Source organism: Pseudoalteromonas luteoviolacea, from assembly GCF_001750165.1.
Lineage (GTDB): Bacteria > Pseudomonadota > Gammaproteobacteria > Enterobacterales > Alteromonadaceae > Pseudoalteromonas > Pseudoalteromonas luteoviolacea_G.
This window is the reverse complement of record NZ_CP015411.1, coordinates 1,888,109-1,903,213: the sequence shown is the minus strand read 5'-3', so window position 1 is coordinate 1,903,213 and position 15,105 is coordinate 1,888,109. Positions and strand designations below refer to the sequence as shown.

The 15,105-nt window shown below is 42.8% G+C and carries 14 protein-coding genes; 4 read left to right on the top strand and 10 right to left on the bottom strand.

What is annotated here, in order from left to right; translation table 11 throughout:
* Window positions 1-18: 18 nt before the first annotated feature.
* The 6 genes from S4054249_RS08115 to S4054249_RS08090 form a co-directional block, all read right to left on the bottom strand.
* Entirely contained in the window at window positions 19-1,326 is a 1,308-nt protein-coding gene (locus S4054249_RS08115) for a sensor histidine kinase (RefSeq protein ID WP_046357278.1), read from the bottom strand.
* On the bottom strand, window positions 1,326-2,657 hold the full coding sequence (locus S4054249_RS08110; RefSeq protein WP_046357277.1) for a sigma-54-dependent transcriptional regulator: 1,332 nt from the start codon (window positions 2,655-2,657) through the stop codon (window positions 1,326-1,328). The genes S4054249_RS08115 and S4054249_RS08110 overlap by 1 nt, the downstream gene beginning before the upstream one ends.
* A 61-nt stretch (window positions 2,658-2,718) precedes the next feature.
* Window positions 2,719-3,921, bottom strand: a complete 1,203-nt coding sequence (locus S4054249_RS08105) for an ABC transporter permease (protein WP_046357276.1) — start codon at window positions 3,919-3,921, stop codon at window positions 2,719-2,721.
* A 13-nt stretch (window positions 3,922-3,934) separates the two neighbouring features.
* Entirely contained in the window at window positions 3,935-5,248 is a 1,314-nt protein-coding gene (locus S4054249_RS08100) for an ABC transporter permease (protein WP_046357275.1), read from the bottom strand.
* A 1-nt stretch (window position 5,249) separates the two neighbouring features.
* Window positions 5,250-5,972: an ABC transporter ATP-binding protein gene (locus tag S4054249_RS08095; RefSeq protein ID WP_046357274.1), complete on the bottom strand. Its 723-nt coding sequence runs from the start codon at window positions 5,970-5,972 to the stop codon at window positions 5,250-5,252.
* Between the two features lie 18 nt (window positions 5,973-5,990).
* Window positions 5,991-7,250 (bottom strand): efflux RND transporter periplasmic adaptor subunit, encoded by a 1,260-nt coding sequence (locus S4054249_RS08090; RefSeq protein WP_046357273.1) that lies wholly within the window; start codon window positions 7,248-7,250, stop codon window positions 5,991-5,993.
* 253 nt (window positions 7,251-7,503) lie between these two features.
* Between S4054249_RS08090 and S4054249_RS08085 the strand changes: the two genes are divergently transcribed.
* Together S4054249_RS08085 and S4054249_RS08080 are read left to right on the top strand one after the other, a co-directional pair.
* Complete coding sequence (locus tag S4054249_RS08085; protein WP_046357323.1) at window positions 7,504-7,977, top strand: SixA phosphatase family protein; 474 nt, start codon at window positions 7,504-7,506, stop codon at window positions 7,975-7,977.
* Window positions 7,978-8,119: 142 nt separating this feature from the next.
* Window positions 8,120-8,314 carry a CVNH domain-containing protein gene (locus S4054249_RS08080; protein ID WP_046357272.1) on the top strand — a complete coding sequence of 65 codons (195 nt, stop codon included), beginning with the start codon at window positions 8,120-8,122 and terminating at the stop codon, window positions 8,312-8,314.
* A gap of 68 nt (window positions 8,315-8,382) precedes the next feature.
* Here S4054249_RS08080 and S4054249_RS08075 read toward each other — a convergent pair whose 3' ends face one another.
* Window positions 8,383-9,819 carry a PLP-dependent aminotransferase family protein gene (locus S4054249_RS08075; RefSeq protein ID WP_046357322.1) on the bottom strand — a complete coding sequence of 479 codons (1,437 nt, stop codon included), beginning with the start codon at window positions 9,817-9,819 and terminating at the stop codon, window positions 8,383-8,385.
* A 164-nt stretch (window positions 9,820-9,983) separates the two neighbouring features.
* Between S4054249_RS08075 and S4054249_RS08070 the strand changes: the two genes are divergently transcribed.
* Both S4054249_RS08070 and S4054249_RS08065 read left to right on the top strand, forming a co-directional pair.
* On the top strand, window positions 9,984-10,559 hold the full coding sequence (locus tag S4054249_RS08070; RefSeq protein WP_046357271.1) for a GNAT family N-acetyltransferase: 576 nt from the start codon (window positions 9,984-9,986) through the stop codon (window positions 10,557-10,559).
* Window positions 10,556-11,137: an FMN-binding negative transcriptional regulator gene (locus S4054249_RS08065; protein WP_046357270.1), complete on the top strand. Its 582-nt coding sequence runs from the start codon at window positions 10,556-10,558 to the stop codon at window positions 11,135-11,137. Before S4054249_RS08070 ends, S4054249_RS08065 begins: the two co-directional genes overlap by 4 nt.
* Before the next feature lie 9 nt (window positions 11,138-11,146).
* On the opposite strand, the gene S4054249_RS08060 is transcribed toward S4054249_RS08065, so the two are convergent.
* The 3 genes from S4054249_RS08060 to S4054249_RS08050 all read right to left on the bottom strand — a co-directional run bounded on the left by S4054249_RS08060 (window position 11,147) and on the right by S4054249_RS08050 (window position 14,992).
* Window positions 11,147-12,994 carry a peptide-N-glycosidase F-related protein gene (locus tag S4054249_RS08060; RefSeq protein ID WP_046357269.1) on the bottom strand — a complete coding sequence of 616 codons (1,848 nt, stop codon included), beginning with the start codon at window positions 12,992-12,994 and terminating at the stop codon, window positions 11,147-11,149.
* A gap of 188 nt (window positions 12,995-13,182) precedes the next feature.
* Window positions 13,183-13,632: an Hsp20 family protein gene (locus tag S4054249_RS08055; RefSeq protein ID WP_046357268.1), complete on the bottom strand. Its 450-nt coding sequence runs from the start codon at window positions 13,630-13,632 to the stop codon at window positions 13,183-13,185.
* A 247-nt stretch (window positions 13,633-13,879) separates the two neighbouring features.
* Window positions 13,880-14,992, bottom strand: coding sequence for a response regulator (locus S4054249_RS08050; protein WP_046357267.1), 1,113 nt, complete (start codon window positions 14,990-14,992; stop codon window positions 13,880-13,882).
* Window positions 14,993-15,105: the final 113 nt, after the last annotated feature.

Sequence of the window (15,105 nt, the reverse complement as noted above, 5' to 3'; positions counted from 1 at the left end):
ATAGTAATTAATTTATGTTTATCGAGGCCCGTTTCTTGACGGCAAAATGAGCTCTACCGATAACCCACCTTGTGCTCTATTGCGAATACTGATGTGACCGTTGTGCGCATCGGTGATTTCTCTACATAGTGCCAGTCCCAGTCCCGTTCCACTGGACTTGGTTGAATAAAATGGTAACAGTGCATTGGTCAATACCGCTTCACTCATGCCTGGACCTCTATCAGATACCGTTATGTAGATACCGTCAAAGGTTGAATGAACTTTCAGCGTTATTGCGTCAATTTCTGAACCAGACTCGTGGGCATTTTTTAACAGATTAATCAGTAGTTGCTCCAGCTGTCCTTTATCTGCTGACACCACATCGACATCGCAAGAAACTGTGCAAGGCCACTGCATTTTTAGAGCTTCCAATAAAGGAGCTAGCACAATAGGCTTTATCTGAGGCGCAGGCAACTTAGCAAACGTGCCATAACCTTGAATAAACTCACATAAGTGCTCAATACGCTCTTCAATGGTGCTAAACACGCGATTGAGTCGCGCTTCATCGAGCTTATTAGCTATGATTTTACCACTGTGCAGCATGGATGAGATTGGCCCTAAGGAGTTATTCAACTCATGACTGATAACACGTATTACCTTTTTCCATACCGCCACTTCTTGGCGGTTTAGCTCTTTCGTTAGCTGCTTAAAAATAAACAGGTTATGGGGCTGGTTGTTTAATAAAAGCTTACCGACTGTGCTGTGCCATCTTTGATCCTCTCCAGATGAAGGCGTAACACTTACCAGCCCATCGGTCCCATGCTCAATGGCATGAATTATTTCTTTCGGGGTCTCTGGAAAAAGGCTTTTTATCGATTGTCCCTCTAGTGCTGTCGAGCTCGCCATCAATGTTTGCGCGCTGGGATTAGCAAACACCACAGTGCCATTTTCATCCACCAGAAGTAATGCCTGCGGAGCACTTTGCAGCATTTTATCTAACATCATTTCGCGTTGATAAAGCCACTGCTTTTCGTTTCGCAATTGCTTAGCGGTTTCATTGTATAAGCGACACAAGTCGCCAAAGCTGTCTTTTGACTGGTAAGCTAATTGATTTGAAAAGTCACCGTCTTTAAAGTTCAAAAGACCAATCTGAAGTGCATCTAGTGCTTGTAAGAATGAGCTAAAGAATAAACGTAACAATACACAGGTAAGTATCCAGCTAGACACAGAAATCAAAAACCACATTGACCAAGAAACAAAAAATGCCACGGGTAAGCACGCTAATAGCGTGCTTATGCCAATAGCGATACAGGCTTTTCTAGTTAACGCCTTTTGGGTATTTTCCATTAATAGTCAATTCCATGCTTTTGCAAACGCCGATATAAGGCTTGGCGACTCATACCAAACTGTCTCGCCACCTTGGCTATCACCCCTTCACATTGATGCATTGCCTGCTGTAATTCTTGCTTTGTAGGCTCATGATTATGTGTCTGCATAGTCTGAGTCTGAACTTGGCTCAGCCCAAAATCCATTGCATCTAATTCGCCTTGTGGCTTTAAAACGCCTGCGCGCTTGCAGGCATTTTCAAGCTCTCTCACATTACCTGGCCAACTGTGGGCACAAAGCGCTTTTTCTGCACTCAATGACAACACTCTGTCTGGTAAGAAGTGGTGCACCAAGGGAACGATGTCATCTGTTCTTTGCTTTAAGTTTGGTAAGTTAATCTCAATCACATTTAAGCGATAATATAAATCTTCGCGAAAACGCCCAGCAGCAATATCATTCAACAACTGTGCGTTAGTTGCAGATATAACACGTACATTTACTTTGCGTGTTTCAACCGAGCCAAGACGCTCAAACTCGCCGGTTTGCAGCACACGAAGCAGTTTCATTTGACCTGATAACGGCAGGTTACCAATCTCATCTAAGAATAAAGTACCACCATCGGCGGCTTCAAATCGACCTATGCGCTGCTTATTCGCTCCCGTATAAGCGCCCGCTTCTGCGCCAAATAATTCAGCTTCAATCAGGCTATCAGGTAAAGCCCCAGCATTTACGCGAATAAAAGGCTGATTGGCTAGTCGAGAGTTTGCCTGAATTATTTCGGCTACCTTTTCTTTACCACTGCCATTTGCGCCCGTAATAAGCACCGAGACATCCGACTTGGCCACTTGCAATGCCATTTCAACAGCGCGCTGCATCGCAACGCTTTTATAAATTAAGCCGCATAGTTGCGCATTTGCGTTAAAATCTGCCCGCTCTTGCTCTTGACGGTGCAACTGTTGACTATCTTGATTGGCTTTTCCAAGTGCGATGAGATTAGCGACACTTGTAAGTAGTTTTTCGTCATCCCAAGGCTTTGCAAGGTAGTCCGCAGCGCCTGCCTTAACTAAGGAAATGGCCATCTCTAGCTCTGTCCACGCAGTTAATAGAATAATGGGCAAATTAGGATTGATAGCGCGAAGCTGATAAAACAGCGCTTTGCCTTCTTCACCGGAGGTCGTATCCGCAGAAAAGTTCATGTCTTGAATGGCTAAATCAATGCGCTGGTAACGCACAATTTGCTCTGCTTCAAAAGGAGATGAAGCAAGCGCAACTTGATAGTCATGTAATTCAAAAAGTAGTGACAATGACTGCAAAACCGCAGGATTATCATCAATGATCAGTATTTTATCCATGTGCTTATTTTTATTATGTTACACCCCAATGAGTGTAACATAATATCGCTCCGTCTTTACTCTAAATACTACGTGTCGCGACACTTGGCGAAATGTTCGCCGCACGCTGTGCTGGTACAAGCACAGCAATTAAGCTCATTAATACCATCGCAATTGCCGTTAATAAAATAGACATACTCTCGAGAGGTGGCACATCATAAATACCCATTAACTTTCGTCCAAGTAACAATGCCCCTATTACACCTATCAGCATACCAAGCGAAGTCACCACCATATTCTCCAATAAAAAATGCTTGAAGATGGCTGATTTTCGAGCGCCTAACGCACGCCTTGTACCTATCTGTTTGGTGCGTTTGCTGATATTAAAATGTGTTAGGCCAAAAATACCGAGTGCCGTAATGACACCTAAAAAGACCACTATCGAGATAAGCATCTTGATCATCAACCTATCACTTGCATAGGTATCGGCTTTTGATTTATCCAGTGCTTTAACATCCATGACCACACGTCCACGGCTTAATTCCAATAGCAGAGGCTCAATCTTGTTCATGACTTCAGCGCGTTGGTGCTCTGTTGTTTTAACAATGAACTTCTGATACCCCGTACTATCTTGCAATGGTAAAAGTACCAAATTGTCGGCTATATTGGATTTAGGCCACTGACTTTTAATGGTATCAATAATGCCAATCACCTTAGCCGCATTGTTACCACTATATAAAGTCTCGTTTAAACCCTGGCCTTCCCCAAATAGCGCATTGGCCACAGTTCTGCTTACAATTGCAACGGTTGGATACTCTTTTTTCCTATCATAAACAACATCGTTTTCGGTAAAGTTACGGCCTTCGTTTACCTCAAGACCCAGCGCACCGACCAAGGTATGATTGCCATATAGGTACCCTGAGTCCACAGACTTACCTTTGAGTTCATCAGGATCCGTGCTGAGCGTCCAAGCGCCGCCGCTTCGAGTCAATGGTACTGAGCTAACTGCTAACGCCTCTATCACACCCGGTAGTTCTTTCAATTTTTGAATATCTTCATCAAACTGCTTTGCATTATCAATGCGCTTATCGTACGTCACAACAAGATATGAAATAATACTTTGCTCATCGTAACCCGTTTCCTGATTCATGTTTTCCAACCTATCGAATACAATCGACATGGCATTACTGACCAGTGCAAGCGTAATCGCGATTTGCAATACTAACAATATCGCCCCCGTTTTAGAGCGCTTTAATGCACTTAATATTGGTTTAATTTCTGACATATTCCGCACTCCTTTACTGTACTTTTAAGTGTGTTGCTGGAGAGGTTTTACACACCACCCAAGCTGGGAATAAACCTGCAATTAAGCAAGCTAAGATGGAAATAGCTGGAGCAATCAGCAGCATTTTCCAATCCATTATAGCGATTAAGTCATACCCACTCATGGTACCTCGAATGCCAGCTAGGCCGGCTTGGGCCAACAACACACCCACAATCGAGCCAAGCAGTCCAAGTAATGCGACCTCAACTAAATGCTGACTAAATATCTGTGTCTTACTCGCACCCAATGCACGTCTAACCCCAGCATCCGGTGCGCGCTTCATAAATTTTGCTAGCAACAAGCCTAGAATATTTGCGACACACACGGCTAAAAACATAAAGCTCAAACCGACAAGGATTTTATTGTCTGAGCTGACTACATGGTTATATTCCAGCCACTGTGGTACCGTCTTGAGATTGTAATCGAGCGCCTTTCTATTGAATCGACCAAGCTTTTGCTGCGCTGTCATATAATCCATGACAAACTGTCCATACATACGCTTTTGCGACTCTGCATCAAACTCAACCCAAAATTGCAGCCAAACATTTTCTGAGTTTAAAAAGTCCTCAAATGAATTAATATCTTCACTCTTCCAACCGTTGGTGTTGCCCCAGCTTGGCACCTTGTACGCTTCGATATGAGTAAAAGGCACAAATACTTGCTCCGATGCTTCAAAAGGATCATTATTTACATCGTAGAACTTAACTGTGGGCAGCCAATTTTTGGTTACGCCAACCACTTCATGCAGGCGTTCACCTAAATATATTGACTCTCCAAGCACATCTGTTTTTCCAAACAGCTTGTTTGCGAGATCTTCACTTATCACAGCTACCAGTGCAGCTTGCTTACTTTGAGACTCACTCCATACATTGCCATGTAAAAAAGGCACATCAAACAGTTTAAAAAAGTGGCGACTGGTAACCCGTAAACTCTGAATAAAGGGTACATTGTCAGGTCTGTCAATGTGCACAGCAGCGCCTGACTTGAACATAGCAACCCGTTTTTCCAGCGGTGAGTGTTCGAGTAAATATTTGGCATCGGGATAAGTTAACTGCAAAGGCACGTCATCTTCTGTCCGCCACGTATACCCGTCATCTAATACCTGTAATTGCACAGCGTGTAATTTGTCACTTTTATGGGCAATGGGATCTGCACTCATCATGTGATAAACGGAAAGTGTCGTCATAGTCACGCCAATCCCAATGCCAATAGCGATAATCATCAACATACTGACAAACGGCGTTTGCTTGATATTTCGCCAAGCCAAATCGCAATAGTGTAGCAACATATTAAGCCCCTACCGTTTTGTTGATTGTCTCGCGAGCCACATGTCCACCTTGATAAAGCGTAAAGTCAGCAACCTGCCCATCTACAATCTGGATATTTCGCGGTGTTCTTCTTGCAAGTTCTTGGTCGTGCGTCACCATCACAATGGTGGTACCGGATTGGTTTAACTCTTCAAGCAATGTCATGACTTGTCTTGCCATTAAGCTATCAAGATTACCAGTTGGTTCATCAGCTAATAAAAAGCGCGGCTCTCCTGCCAATGCACGTGCAATAGCAACACGCTGCTGTTGCCCGCCAGAGAGCTGCTGAGGCAAGTGACGAGCTCGACCTGCTAATCCCACTTGCTCAAGGCATTGTTCAACACGCTTTTTGCGCTCTTTGGCTTTAATGCCGCGATAGCGCAGAGGCACTTCAATGTTTTCAAACAAATCCAGATCGGGAATTAAATTAAAACCCTGAAAAATAAATCCAATTTTTTGATTACGTAAATCAGAGCGCTGATTGTCATTGAGTTTACCGATGTCGATGCCATCTAAAGTATATTGGCCTGATGAGTAAGGCTCTAGGAGACCTGCAATATTTAAAAACGTCGTCTTGCCAGAACCAGATGGTCCAGTGACCGCAATAAACTCGCCTTCTTCAACCGTTAAATTGAACTCTCTCAGTGCCTGTGTTTGAACCATTTCTGTTTGATATAGCTTTCCAATATTTTGCATATGTAGCATGATATGTTTCCTTTATTTTTATCTAATTAGCACTGAGTCAGCATTGCTGAACGCATCATAGCCAGAGATGATGATTTCGTCACCTTCTTGTAGGCCAGTAATGATCTCAATGTCTTTTAAACTGCTTGAACCTGTTGATATTTCAACTTTTTGAGCAAAATTGTCGCGCAATCGATAAGCGAAATAGCCGCCATTATTTAAAAATGGGCCACGCCTTACTTTCAGCACGTTTTCTTTATTTTCTAATTGAATTCGGGCATGCACACGCTGGTTTTGGCGAATGCCCGTAATATCTTGATTAGTGAACTTAACTCTTGCGGTGACTTCACGGTCGCTCACTTCAGGCGAGATAGCGCTCAGTTGACCAACAAACTCTGTTGCCCCGACACGCATCAGTACGACCATTTCTAGCCCCAGCTCATTGGCATAACTTTCCGGTACTCTCAATTCGGCTTCATATGCGGACAGGTCGACTAATGTCATAAGGGGCTGGTTCTGGCTGACTGCAGCCTTATTTTGCACCAACAAATTGCCAACGATGCCACCTACCGTTGCGCGTATTTGTAAGTTGGTGACCCGTCGTTTTATTTCCTCTACCACCAACGCTTGCCTCTCAAAACGGCTCTTTGCAGAGGCAAGCTCAAATTTCAGTGTGTCGCTGCCTATATCCGCTTCTTTTTGCGCATGAGAGAAGTTAACTTTTGCTTTCGCGTAATCGTCCTGCGCCTGCTCTAAGTCAATCTGGCTAATTAAGCTAGACTGAATTGAAAGCTGAGCGCGGCGGTTTTCACGCTCGGCAGCCTCAAGCGACACTTTTGCCAAATCTAAAGATTTCTCAAGTGTCAACGCTTGACGACGCGCTTCCAACTGCTGCCTCTGCCACTCACTTTCAAGACGAGAAAGTTCAGACTTTTGCTGTTTGAGTTCACTGCTCAATTCTGGGCTGTGTATGTATGCGACGACCTGCCCCGCTTCAACGCTGTCACCTGCACTGACATGCAAAGTTGTCACACCGACTTCTGGGCTATACACGGTTGGAGCATGTGCAGCAACAATTCGCCCATGTGCACCAATTTCTCTGGTTAACTTACCTACTTCAACAGTTGCAATATCAAGCTGTCCTTTATCTACAGAGCGCTGCGCTTGTGGCGACATAAATAACCACAAAAATATCAATATGAGCACAATTAACCCCACGATCCCTCGCACTGACTTGCGCTGAAAAAACGCTCTGCGCTCTGGCACATATTGATCCTGTCCACTGGTATCTTTAATCATCTCTGTCTCTCGTTTTTATCCTGATACGAAAACAGATACCAATACCATGCCAATTTTAAAACACTGATAAATAACAACTTTATAATTAATAAATTAATTCTGAGCGTCCGCGGACAGAAAATGTGTCCGCAGCGGACAGGTGAGAGAACTGTGTATTCTAATATGTATTCACCTACTTATAATGCATTGCGAAGGTGCAGTTATGAAAAGAACAAGATATAGTTATAAGGATATAATGATGACAGGAAGCCCTATGCGTACACTAATTTTGATACTTGTTTTTATGCTGAGTTTTTCAAGCTTGGCCATGCCAGAAAGTATTATTCTTGTTCGCCATGCAGAAAAACATAAAGGTGTCGATCCAAGCTTAACTCAGCAGGGAATTAAACGTGCTAAGATGATTGCACAAATGATGTTGCCCTACGAGCCTACTAAACTTTACTCAACCAATTATAACCGCACTAAGGCAACGCTTGCTCCTTTGGCAGATTTAATTGATACGCACATTTCACTTTACAATCCTGGAAAACTGAATGAGTTTGCGAGCATGTTAAAACAACAAACAGGAACAATCGTTGTCGCAGGCCATAGCAATACCACGCCCGTTTTGGTGAAGATTTTAACTGGGCGAGAGGTCAGTATTGCCGAAGAGGAATTTGATAAAGTATTTGTTGTAACATTTGAAGATGAGACGGCTAAATTGAAAGTCCACAGCTCAAATCAGTGAGCAGCACCTAGCCCCTCCCTATTGCTGTGTAATAGTGTGTAATGTTTACACAGCAACAATCCATATATAGTGTACCCATTACTTTGAAGAGCAGTCATATTGATAGCTGCATCGTCTTATACATAAATGGAGTACCAGAGACATGTCTTTCATTTCACCCCCTGGATCTTACAAATCAAGTTGCCGTAATGTTCATTTTGAGGGGATTCCCGGTGAGGAAGATTGCTATATCATCGCATTATGCCAAAAAGAGGATGGTAGCTGGGTTGAAAGCAAACTCAAGTACGATATCGCCAATATCAATGGCAAGCTGACATGGGCGCCAGATAGAAAGTAATATTCCCTTTTATAAATACATGCAATTCTATGTCGATACCGGGTCTAGGCATGGACCCTTTTTTCCTCTCACAGTAATGCAAAAATCGCATCTAATCCCGCTGAGATTTTTTCGGGTTCTTGCCCTGCGAAACCGAGTCGTATATGCGTTTCTCTCTCTACTTTTGCATGACAAAACGCCTGCTCTGTATGCGCAAAAATCCTTGCCTCTTCAAGCTTGGCTGGTAAACCTGATATATCTCGTTTTAAGTCTACCCAGAATGCCATGCCTCCATCTGGCTGCTTAAATTGAATATCAAAGCCTTGGTTTTTGAGTTCATTGAGTTTATCTGCCATCAAGTCACAGCGCTGCTGATACAGCTTAGTCATTCGACGCAAGTGCCTCTCAAAGTAACCTGTAGCCATCCAATCAGCGATGGACAGCTGCATCAACACGTCGTTTTTATGATTAATAAGCCTTTTTATTCCTACCAGCTGCTGGAGAACAACTGGTGCAGCCGTTACATACCCCAGTCTTGCCCCCGCGAACATGATTTTTGAAAATGTAGACAGGTAAATTATAATTTGTGCAGGGTCATTCGCAGCCATAGGTTGAAGCGGCGGGCATCGATAATGAAACTCATGATCATAGTCATCTTCTATGATGAATACACCATAGTGCACACATAGCTTGTATATCTCCATTCTTCTTGCAACAGACATAGTAAGGGTCGTGGGATATTGGTGCAGCGGCGTTAAGTACAATAAACGAATCGTCGAGTTGGCAAAACACTCAGCTAATGCGTCAACACATAAGCCCTGTTCATCTTGTTTGATATCGTAAATAACCCCACCTGCAGCCATAAATGCCTGTCGTGCCGGTGGATAACCAAGTCGCTCCATTGCAACCCCTTCACCAGAGTTCAAAAATGCCTGCGCGGTTAAAAACAGCGCTTCTTGAGAACCGTTGCAAACCAATACATCATCACAAGTTAAACCTCGGGCTTTACGTAAGTATGCTTTTAACTCTGTACGTAATTCAGGTTCTCCCGCCACATTTTGATAATGAAGTGCATGAGCATGACTAGTGCGGCATACTCTGTTAATGCTGCGTCTAAACTCATCAAATGGAAACTGAGATACATCAGGCAGCCCGCCCGCAAAATTATATTTGTATTCATCTAAAACTGGTGACTGACTAGTGGGTATCACAGCTGCAAAATGTGGAGTGATTGGCTCAAAAGCTGTGTCTTGTTCACTGGCTTGCGTGCTACGAAAAATAGGTAACTGACTATTTACTTTATAACCTTTACGCAACTCAGACACCAACCACCCTTCTGCGACTAAGTTTTGCAATGCGTTCATCACAGTGTGTCTGTTCACAGAGAAAAGCTGCCCTAGAGCTCGTGCAGACGGCAACTTTTCACCTGGTTTTATGTGGCCACTTTGAATAGCTGAGCGCACTTGCTCAGCCATTTGTATATGTTTAGCTTTATTTTTTTTATCTAGTGGACGCCCAGTAAACATCATTTTATCGGCAGCTATGTTACGTGTTATTGAGCGTACAAAAATCTCAGCCTGCCATCAAGCTGGTATAGGCAAATATTAAAATCTGGTTGTTTAATCCTGACCACAAAAGCGTAATCTGACACTACAGTAAACACATATCGTCATAACCTAAGGAGAAATGTATGTTAAAAGCGATATCATTATGCTCGGACAAAGTACGTTTAGAACCCTTATCCTATTCACACCTCGATGCGTTGCAAAAGGTCGGTGAAGCCGAAGCGCTTTGGCGCTGGGTCCCAAGTAAATATTGTCAAAGCCCACAGATCTTAAAAGACTGGTTTGAACAAACCGCACAATTTGACCCACAAGAACAAATTGTCTTTGCCATTATCGATATTGAAACTAACCAAGTTACCGGCAATACACGCATATTTAGACTAGATACCCACAACCTCCAAGCAGAAATTGGCCATACCTTTATAGGCTTAGACTGGCAGCGCAGTCACATCAATACACACGCAAAATATTTACTGCTTAAACATGCATTTGAAACGTTAGGATTAGTCAGAATTGAATTTCAAACTCATGAGCAAAATCATAAATCCCGCAGCGCCATTGCACGTTTAGGTGCGCACTTCGAAGCCATTCACCTTAAAAATAGAAAGTTACCTGATGGCAGCTTTAGAAATACAGCGCGCTTTAGTATTACAGATGATATGTGGCCCGACATTAAACAACGATTGGAGTCATGGTTATGAGGTATCCGATCAAAGATTACACCGTGCAAGAGGACGACCAGCTGTTTGAAGTAATTGAACGTTTTCCATTGGCAACATTCATCTGTAACGATGATAAGCAAACACATATTTGCCATCTTCCTGTCAGCCTTTGCCAAAATACACGGACACTCTACGGTCATGCGGTTGCATCAAACCCGATTAAGCATTGTATTTCGTCGTCCGTTGAGATTGTATTTAGAGGACCAGATACGTATCTATCACCTAATCAGATTGAGGGAATTAGCCTTCCGACCTGGGATTATGTCACGGTACAAGCTTCAGGTATTCTGAACCCTATTCATAATTATGAGAGGCAACTTGAGGCTATGGAGCATATTTTACACGCATTTGAGAGTAAGCAAGATCCGTGGCGGCTTACGTCTGTGCCTGAAAACAGATTAAAAGCTATGTGCAAAAGTTTAATATTTTTCGAAGTTAAACTGGAATCTGTATCTGGAAACTTCAAATTAAGCCAAAACAAAACTATAGAAACACGGGCTGATATTGCTAACTTACTGCGCAACACCAACCCACAAATGAGTCGTTACTATAAGTAACGCTCATTGCTAAAGTGCACTTCCATCGCAGTAGCTAATCGCTTCCCAAGGGTCGTAAGGCCCAGATTTATTAGGCTCAAAATTGTAACTCCAATGTCTTGCTTGGTATATCACCCCTTGATAAGCAACCTTTTGCCCTTTGACATCGTAAGCTAAATCAGCTTGCCAAGCACTTGCCGCACAGCCCCCCATTTCATAACCAACAGTGATAGGAATACTCAACTCACGACCAAAATCAGGCTGTAACTGTGTCACCATTGCGTCTAATTTATCACTGTGATGAAGCACAATCTCGCCTTTACCTTTGCGCTGATTGAAAAAAGGAAATGCCAATCCATCATGCTCACTGTCATGAACTTTTAACGTATAGCAACCAGCGGGCACATCGAGTGCTAACTCATGCCAGCTCGAGTCGGCAAACATATCCCAACGACTGACGGTCTTTTGCGATTTATTTAACAGCGACACACTGCTCTCCGAACCGTCTTTACCTGTAAGCAAATGCAGCATGGCACTGGACTCAATCGACATTGGTGCCTTAAATCGAGCAACTTGGCGATTATTAGCCACCTGTTGATCATACTCACTTCGTACACTAACGCTGAGCTTCGCAAGCTCTGGAGAAAAATTACCCAAAAACTGTGATACAAAAGCAATGCGTTTTGTTTCACCCGCTTCAATTTCACCTTGCCAGTGGTATTGATGAGTGCGCAAACCTTGAATACCGTAATCAAACCACAGCTCATCAACCTTTGACTTCCCGAGATTCTTTACTTCTACCTCGATTTCTCCACACGACAGCCCGACTCGATCCGGCATAGCTGAATTTGGCTTCACGATGGAGGTGAGTGCAATATCTTCTTCAATTTCCCGCTCACCATAGGTGACCAACACCGCATTGACAATATACCTAGGTGCATCTTTGCCATATTGAGATGGCTGCCAGCTATACGCTTGCCAATCTATATCAAATACAGACTCTCCCTTAGCAGCAATACTGACCGGATAGGTAAAAGGCTCAATGGCTTCCCCTGGGCACCAATTGGCACGGGCGAACAGGTAGGTGCCCCCTTGCGGAAAAGTAGCACTCTGATCACAATCTTCCCGCCATAAGTTTTGCTGAACTATAAGCTTGCCATCTTGCTCTAATGTAAAGTACCTATCACACCACTCTCCACACAGCTCTGCTTTGCCATCAGGGTTATCATAAGACAATGCATGTCCATGCGCCGTAACAATCATCTTAATTTCGGCGTATCGTTCATCAGCTTCAAAAGTTACCGCTTTAGCAGGTAAAAACTGTGCAAAATCCTCGGCTGTTTTATATGGCCACCCCTCAGATCCTGATTCATAGAGAGGGATAACACGTTTCACCGATTTCGCATGATATGCTGATTGTGAGATAAGCTTGGCGGCAATACCAAAGGCACTTTTTTTAGCTCCCCAACCGCCATAATGCACGTTAAATGTCCCCTCCCCGTTTAATACTGGCGCAAGGTGTGACACGTCAAAATAAAAAGTGCGGCGCCAGTTTCTATCAAACCCATGCATTCCTCTTTGCATGTAACCGGCGTAGGGAGTGATCAAACGTCCAAGCTCAAAGCGCTCATCCCCTTGATGCCATTCGAAACGGACTGTGTAATCCCAATCACTACAGCCATGCTCTGCACATCCTAACTCGAGTTCCAGTATATGCCTTGACTTTAAATCTGCTGGTCGCAGGTTAACCGCGAATCCATGATCACCATGTTGTGTAAATGATGTGTATTCTGTCAATATTTGTGTTGTTACCAATGCATTAGTAGCAAACAACTTTGGACATGCAAATATCAAAATCCAATAAAGTATAATCCGCATCGCTCGTTCCTTGGTTACATAAAATTAACACAACCATACGGATATGAGTGAAACAAGTAAAGGCACTTTGTTCCTTTTTCACCCAGAAATTAACGAGTGATATAGGCTTTATAATTTATTATTTAACGCAAAAAGCCGCCAAATGGCGGCTGGTTGGAAACAACATAACAAGTAAACAGGCTGAGAGTTTATTCTTTTTCTAACAATTCTTTTGTGCCAATGGCAATTTTTCTCGGCTTCATCGCCTCTGGGATTTCACGCTCAAGGTCAATTTTCAGCAAACCATTTTCTAAGTCTGCACCAATCACTTTGATGTGATCACCCAACTGGAATTTTCGCTCGAAATTGCGCTCCGCAATGCCTTGATGAATAAATTTTCGCTCGGTAGTAGAGACTTTATTTTGCTTCTCACCTTTAACCGTCAGTGTATTATTTTCTGACTCGAGTGACAGTTCTTGTTCACTAAATCCAGCAACGGCCATAGTAATTTGATACTTATCTTCATCCAATGCTTCAATGTTATAAGGGGGAAATCCAGACTGCTTTTCAGAGCTTCTTTGAGCTGAGTCCATTAATGATGCTAGGTGATCTAAACCGATGAATGAACGATAAAGTGGTGATAAATCTACAGTACGCATAAGTGTATCCTCATAAAGCGATATTAAGCCAAATTCACTCTTAAAAAAGCAGAGAATTGGCATATTAAACAATATGTTAATTATATTTAAGGTCCCTTACGGCGACCTCATAACTTTATCTATGGACGAAGCGAACAGATTTCAAGAAAAATACTTAAAAAAATACACGAAAAATTATAAGTCACTGTTTTAAATGAATTAAAACCAACAACCCTAGCTAAGCATTAACATTTGAATGTGTCTCTGTTCAAAACAGTGTAGTATCTGCGCTACTGGCACTTTCTTTAAATAAAAACCTAAGTTCCTGAGGTGGCTTTTTCAAACTCCCCAAAATGGCACTGATTCTTTCTGCGTTATCACCAAACGCTTCAACCATACCAACTAACTCATCACTGGAACTGGCAATAAGCTCATCTAGATCATTTTCATCTTGAAGGTCAAACTGAGAAATGAGACCAGAGTCAAATAGCTGTTGCTTAAGCGTAGTATTCGATTTGCTTTTAGTTTCTTTCAAACTGGCTAAAATTTCTTTATTGGTTTTTTCTATTGATAAAATTTGCTCGACCATTTCGGCTCTTCGGTTTAAATTGCAAATAGCGAGCTCTAGCGCATCCATAACATGGGCACAAATGTCACTCAACTCGCCGACATTTTTGACCAACAAAATACTGCTGCGCCAATTAAATACCATTGGCCCGTGGCCGAATTGATGTACTCGCTCAAAATCCTCGTGATGGAGTAACATTTCCTGCTCAAGTTTAGCGACACTGTCAGATGTGCTGCGAAACAGAGCTCGATTTTTAAAATGAATAACTGCCCGAAGTCCCAGACTCGACAGCGTGTTTATAAATATTTTTTGTAACACGACAAGTTCACTACAATAATGCGTCGCTTGCATAAACAAACCGATTGATTTCATGCACGCATTTTGCCTTTGTAAATCAAGTAATAACGACTCTTTTTGCGCTATATCCGCATGCGCTTCAAAATAATCATGGTCAGCCTCGAGGATAGCGACCACTTTGGCTTTGAGTTCATCTGGGTGCGTGGTTTTACACACATATTCGTTGGCACCAATCTCGAATGCCTTCAGGCGGCAATCAGAGGAGGATAAATTGGAGATAAACACAATGGGCGTATGTCGCAAGTGCTCAATTTTACGAAGCTCACAGCAAGTGGCATAGCCATCCATACCCGCCATCACAATATCCAATAAAATTACGTGAGGCTTTAACTCTATGGCTTCTTGTAGCCCTTCTTCACCACTTGACGCCACACTCACTTCATAATCAGCAAACGTCTGCGAAAGCAACGTTCGATACGTTTTATCATCATCGATCACTAAAATACGGACGCTCATCCTAGCTCCAATTGCTTTGTTATCTTCTCTCAATATAGACGTTAAACGAAACTACGCCGTATTTAGCTTCCATTTTTTACAAATAAAAAAAGGGCTGCGATTACGCAGGCCCT

Excerpts from the sequence above, each read along its gene's own strand:
- S4054249_RS08085 (WP_046357323.1), top strand. The coding sequence starts at position 7,504 with ATGCGTACACTAATTTTGATACTTGTTTTTATGCTGAGTTTTTCAAGC.
- S4054249_RS08070 (WP_046357271.1), top strand. The coding sequence starts at position 9,984 with ATGTTAAAAGCGATATCATTATGCTCGGACAAAGTACGTTTAGAACCC.
- S4054249_RS08065 (WP_046357270.1), top strand. The coding sequence starts at position 10,556 with ATGAGGTATCCGATCAAAGATTACACCGTGCAAGAGGACGACCAGCTG.
- S4054249_RS08075 (WP_046357322.1), bottom strand. The coding sequence starts at position 9,819 with ATGTTTACTGGGCGTCCACTAGATAAAAAAAATAAAGCTAAACATATA.
- S4054249_RS08110 (WP_046357277.1), bottom strand. The coding sequence starts at position 2,657 with ATGGATAAAATACTGATCATTGATGATAATCCTGCGGTTTTGCAGTCA.
- S4054249_RS08115 (WP_046357278.1), bottom strand. The coding sequence starts at position 1,326 with ATGGAAAATACCCAAAAGGCGTTAACTAGAAAAGCCTGTATCGCTATT.
- S4054249_RS08060 (WP_046357269.1), bottom strand. The coding sequence starts at position 12,994 with ATGCGGATTATACTTTATTGGATTTTGATATTTGCATGTCCAAAGTTG.
- S4054249_RS08100 (WP_046357275.1), bottom strand. The coding sequence starts at position 5,248 with ATGTTGCTACACTATTGCGATTTGGCTTGGCGAAATATCAAGCAAACG.
- S4054249_RS08050 (WP_046357267.1), bottom strand. The coding sequence starts at position 14,992 with ATGAGCGTCCGTATTTTAGTGATCGATGATGATAAAACGTATCGAACG.
- S4054249_RS08080 (WP_046357272.1), top strand. The coding sequence starts at position 8,120 with ATGTCTTTCATTTCACCCCCTGGATCTTACAAATCAAGTTGCCGTAAT.
- S4054249_RS08095 (WP_046357274.1), bottom strand. The coding sequence starts at position 5,972 with ATGCTACATATGCAAAATATTGGAAAGCTATATCAAACAGAAATGGTT.
- S4054249_RS08105 (WP_046357276.1), bottom strand. The coding sequence starts at position 3,921 with ATGTCAGAAATTAAACCAATATTAAGTGCATTAAAGCGCTCTAAAACG.
- S4054249_RS08055 (WP_046357268.1), bottom strand. The coding sequence starts at position 13,632 with ATGCGTACTGTAGATTTATCACCACTTTATCGTTCATTCATCGGTTTA.
- S4054249_RS08090 (WP_046357273.1), bottom strand. The coding sequence starts at position 7,250 with ATGATTAAAGATACCAGTGGACAGGATCAATATGTGCCAGAGCGCAGA.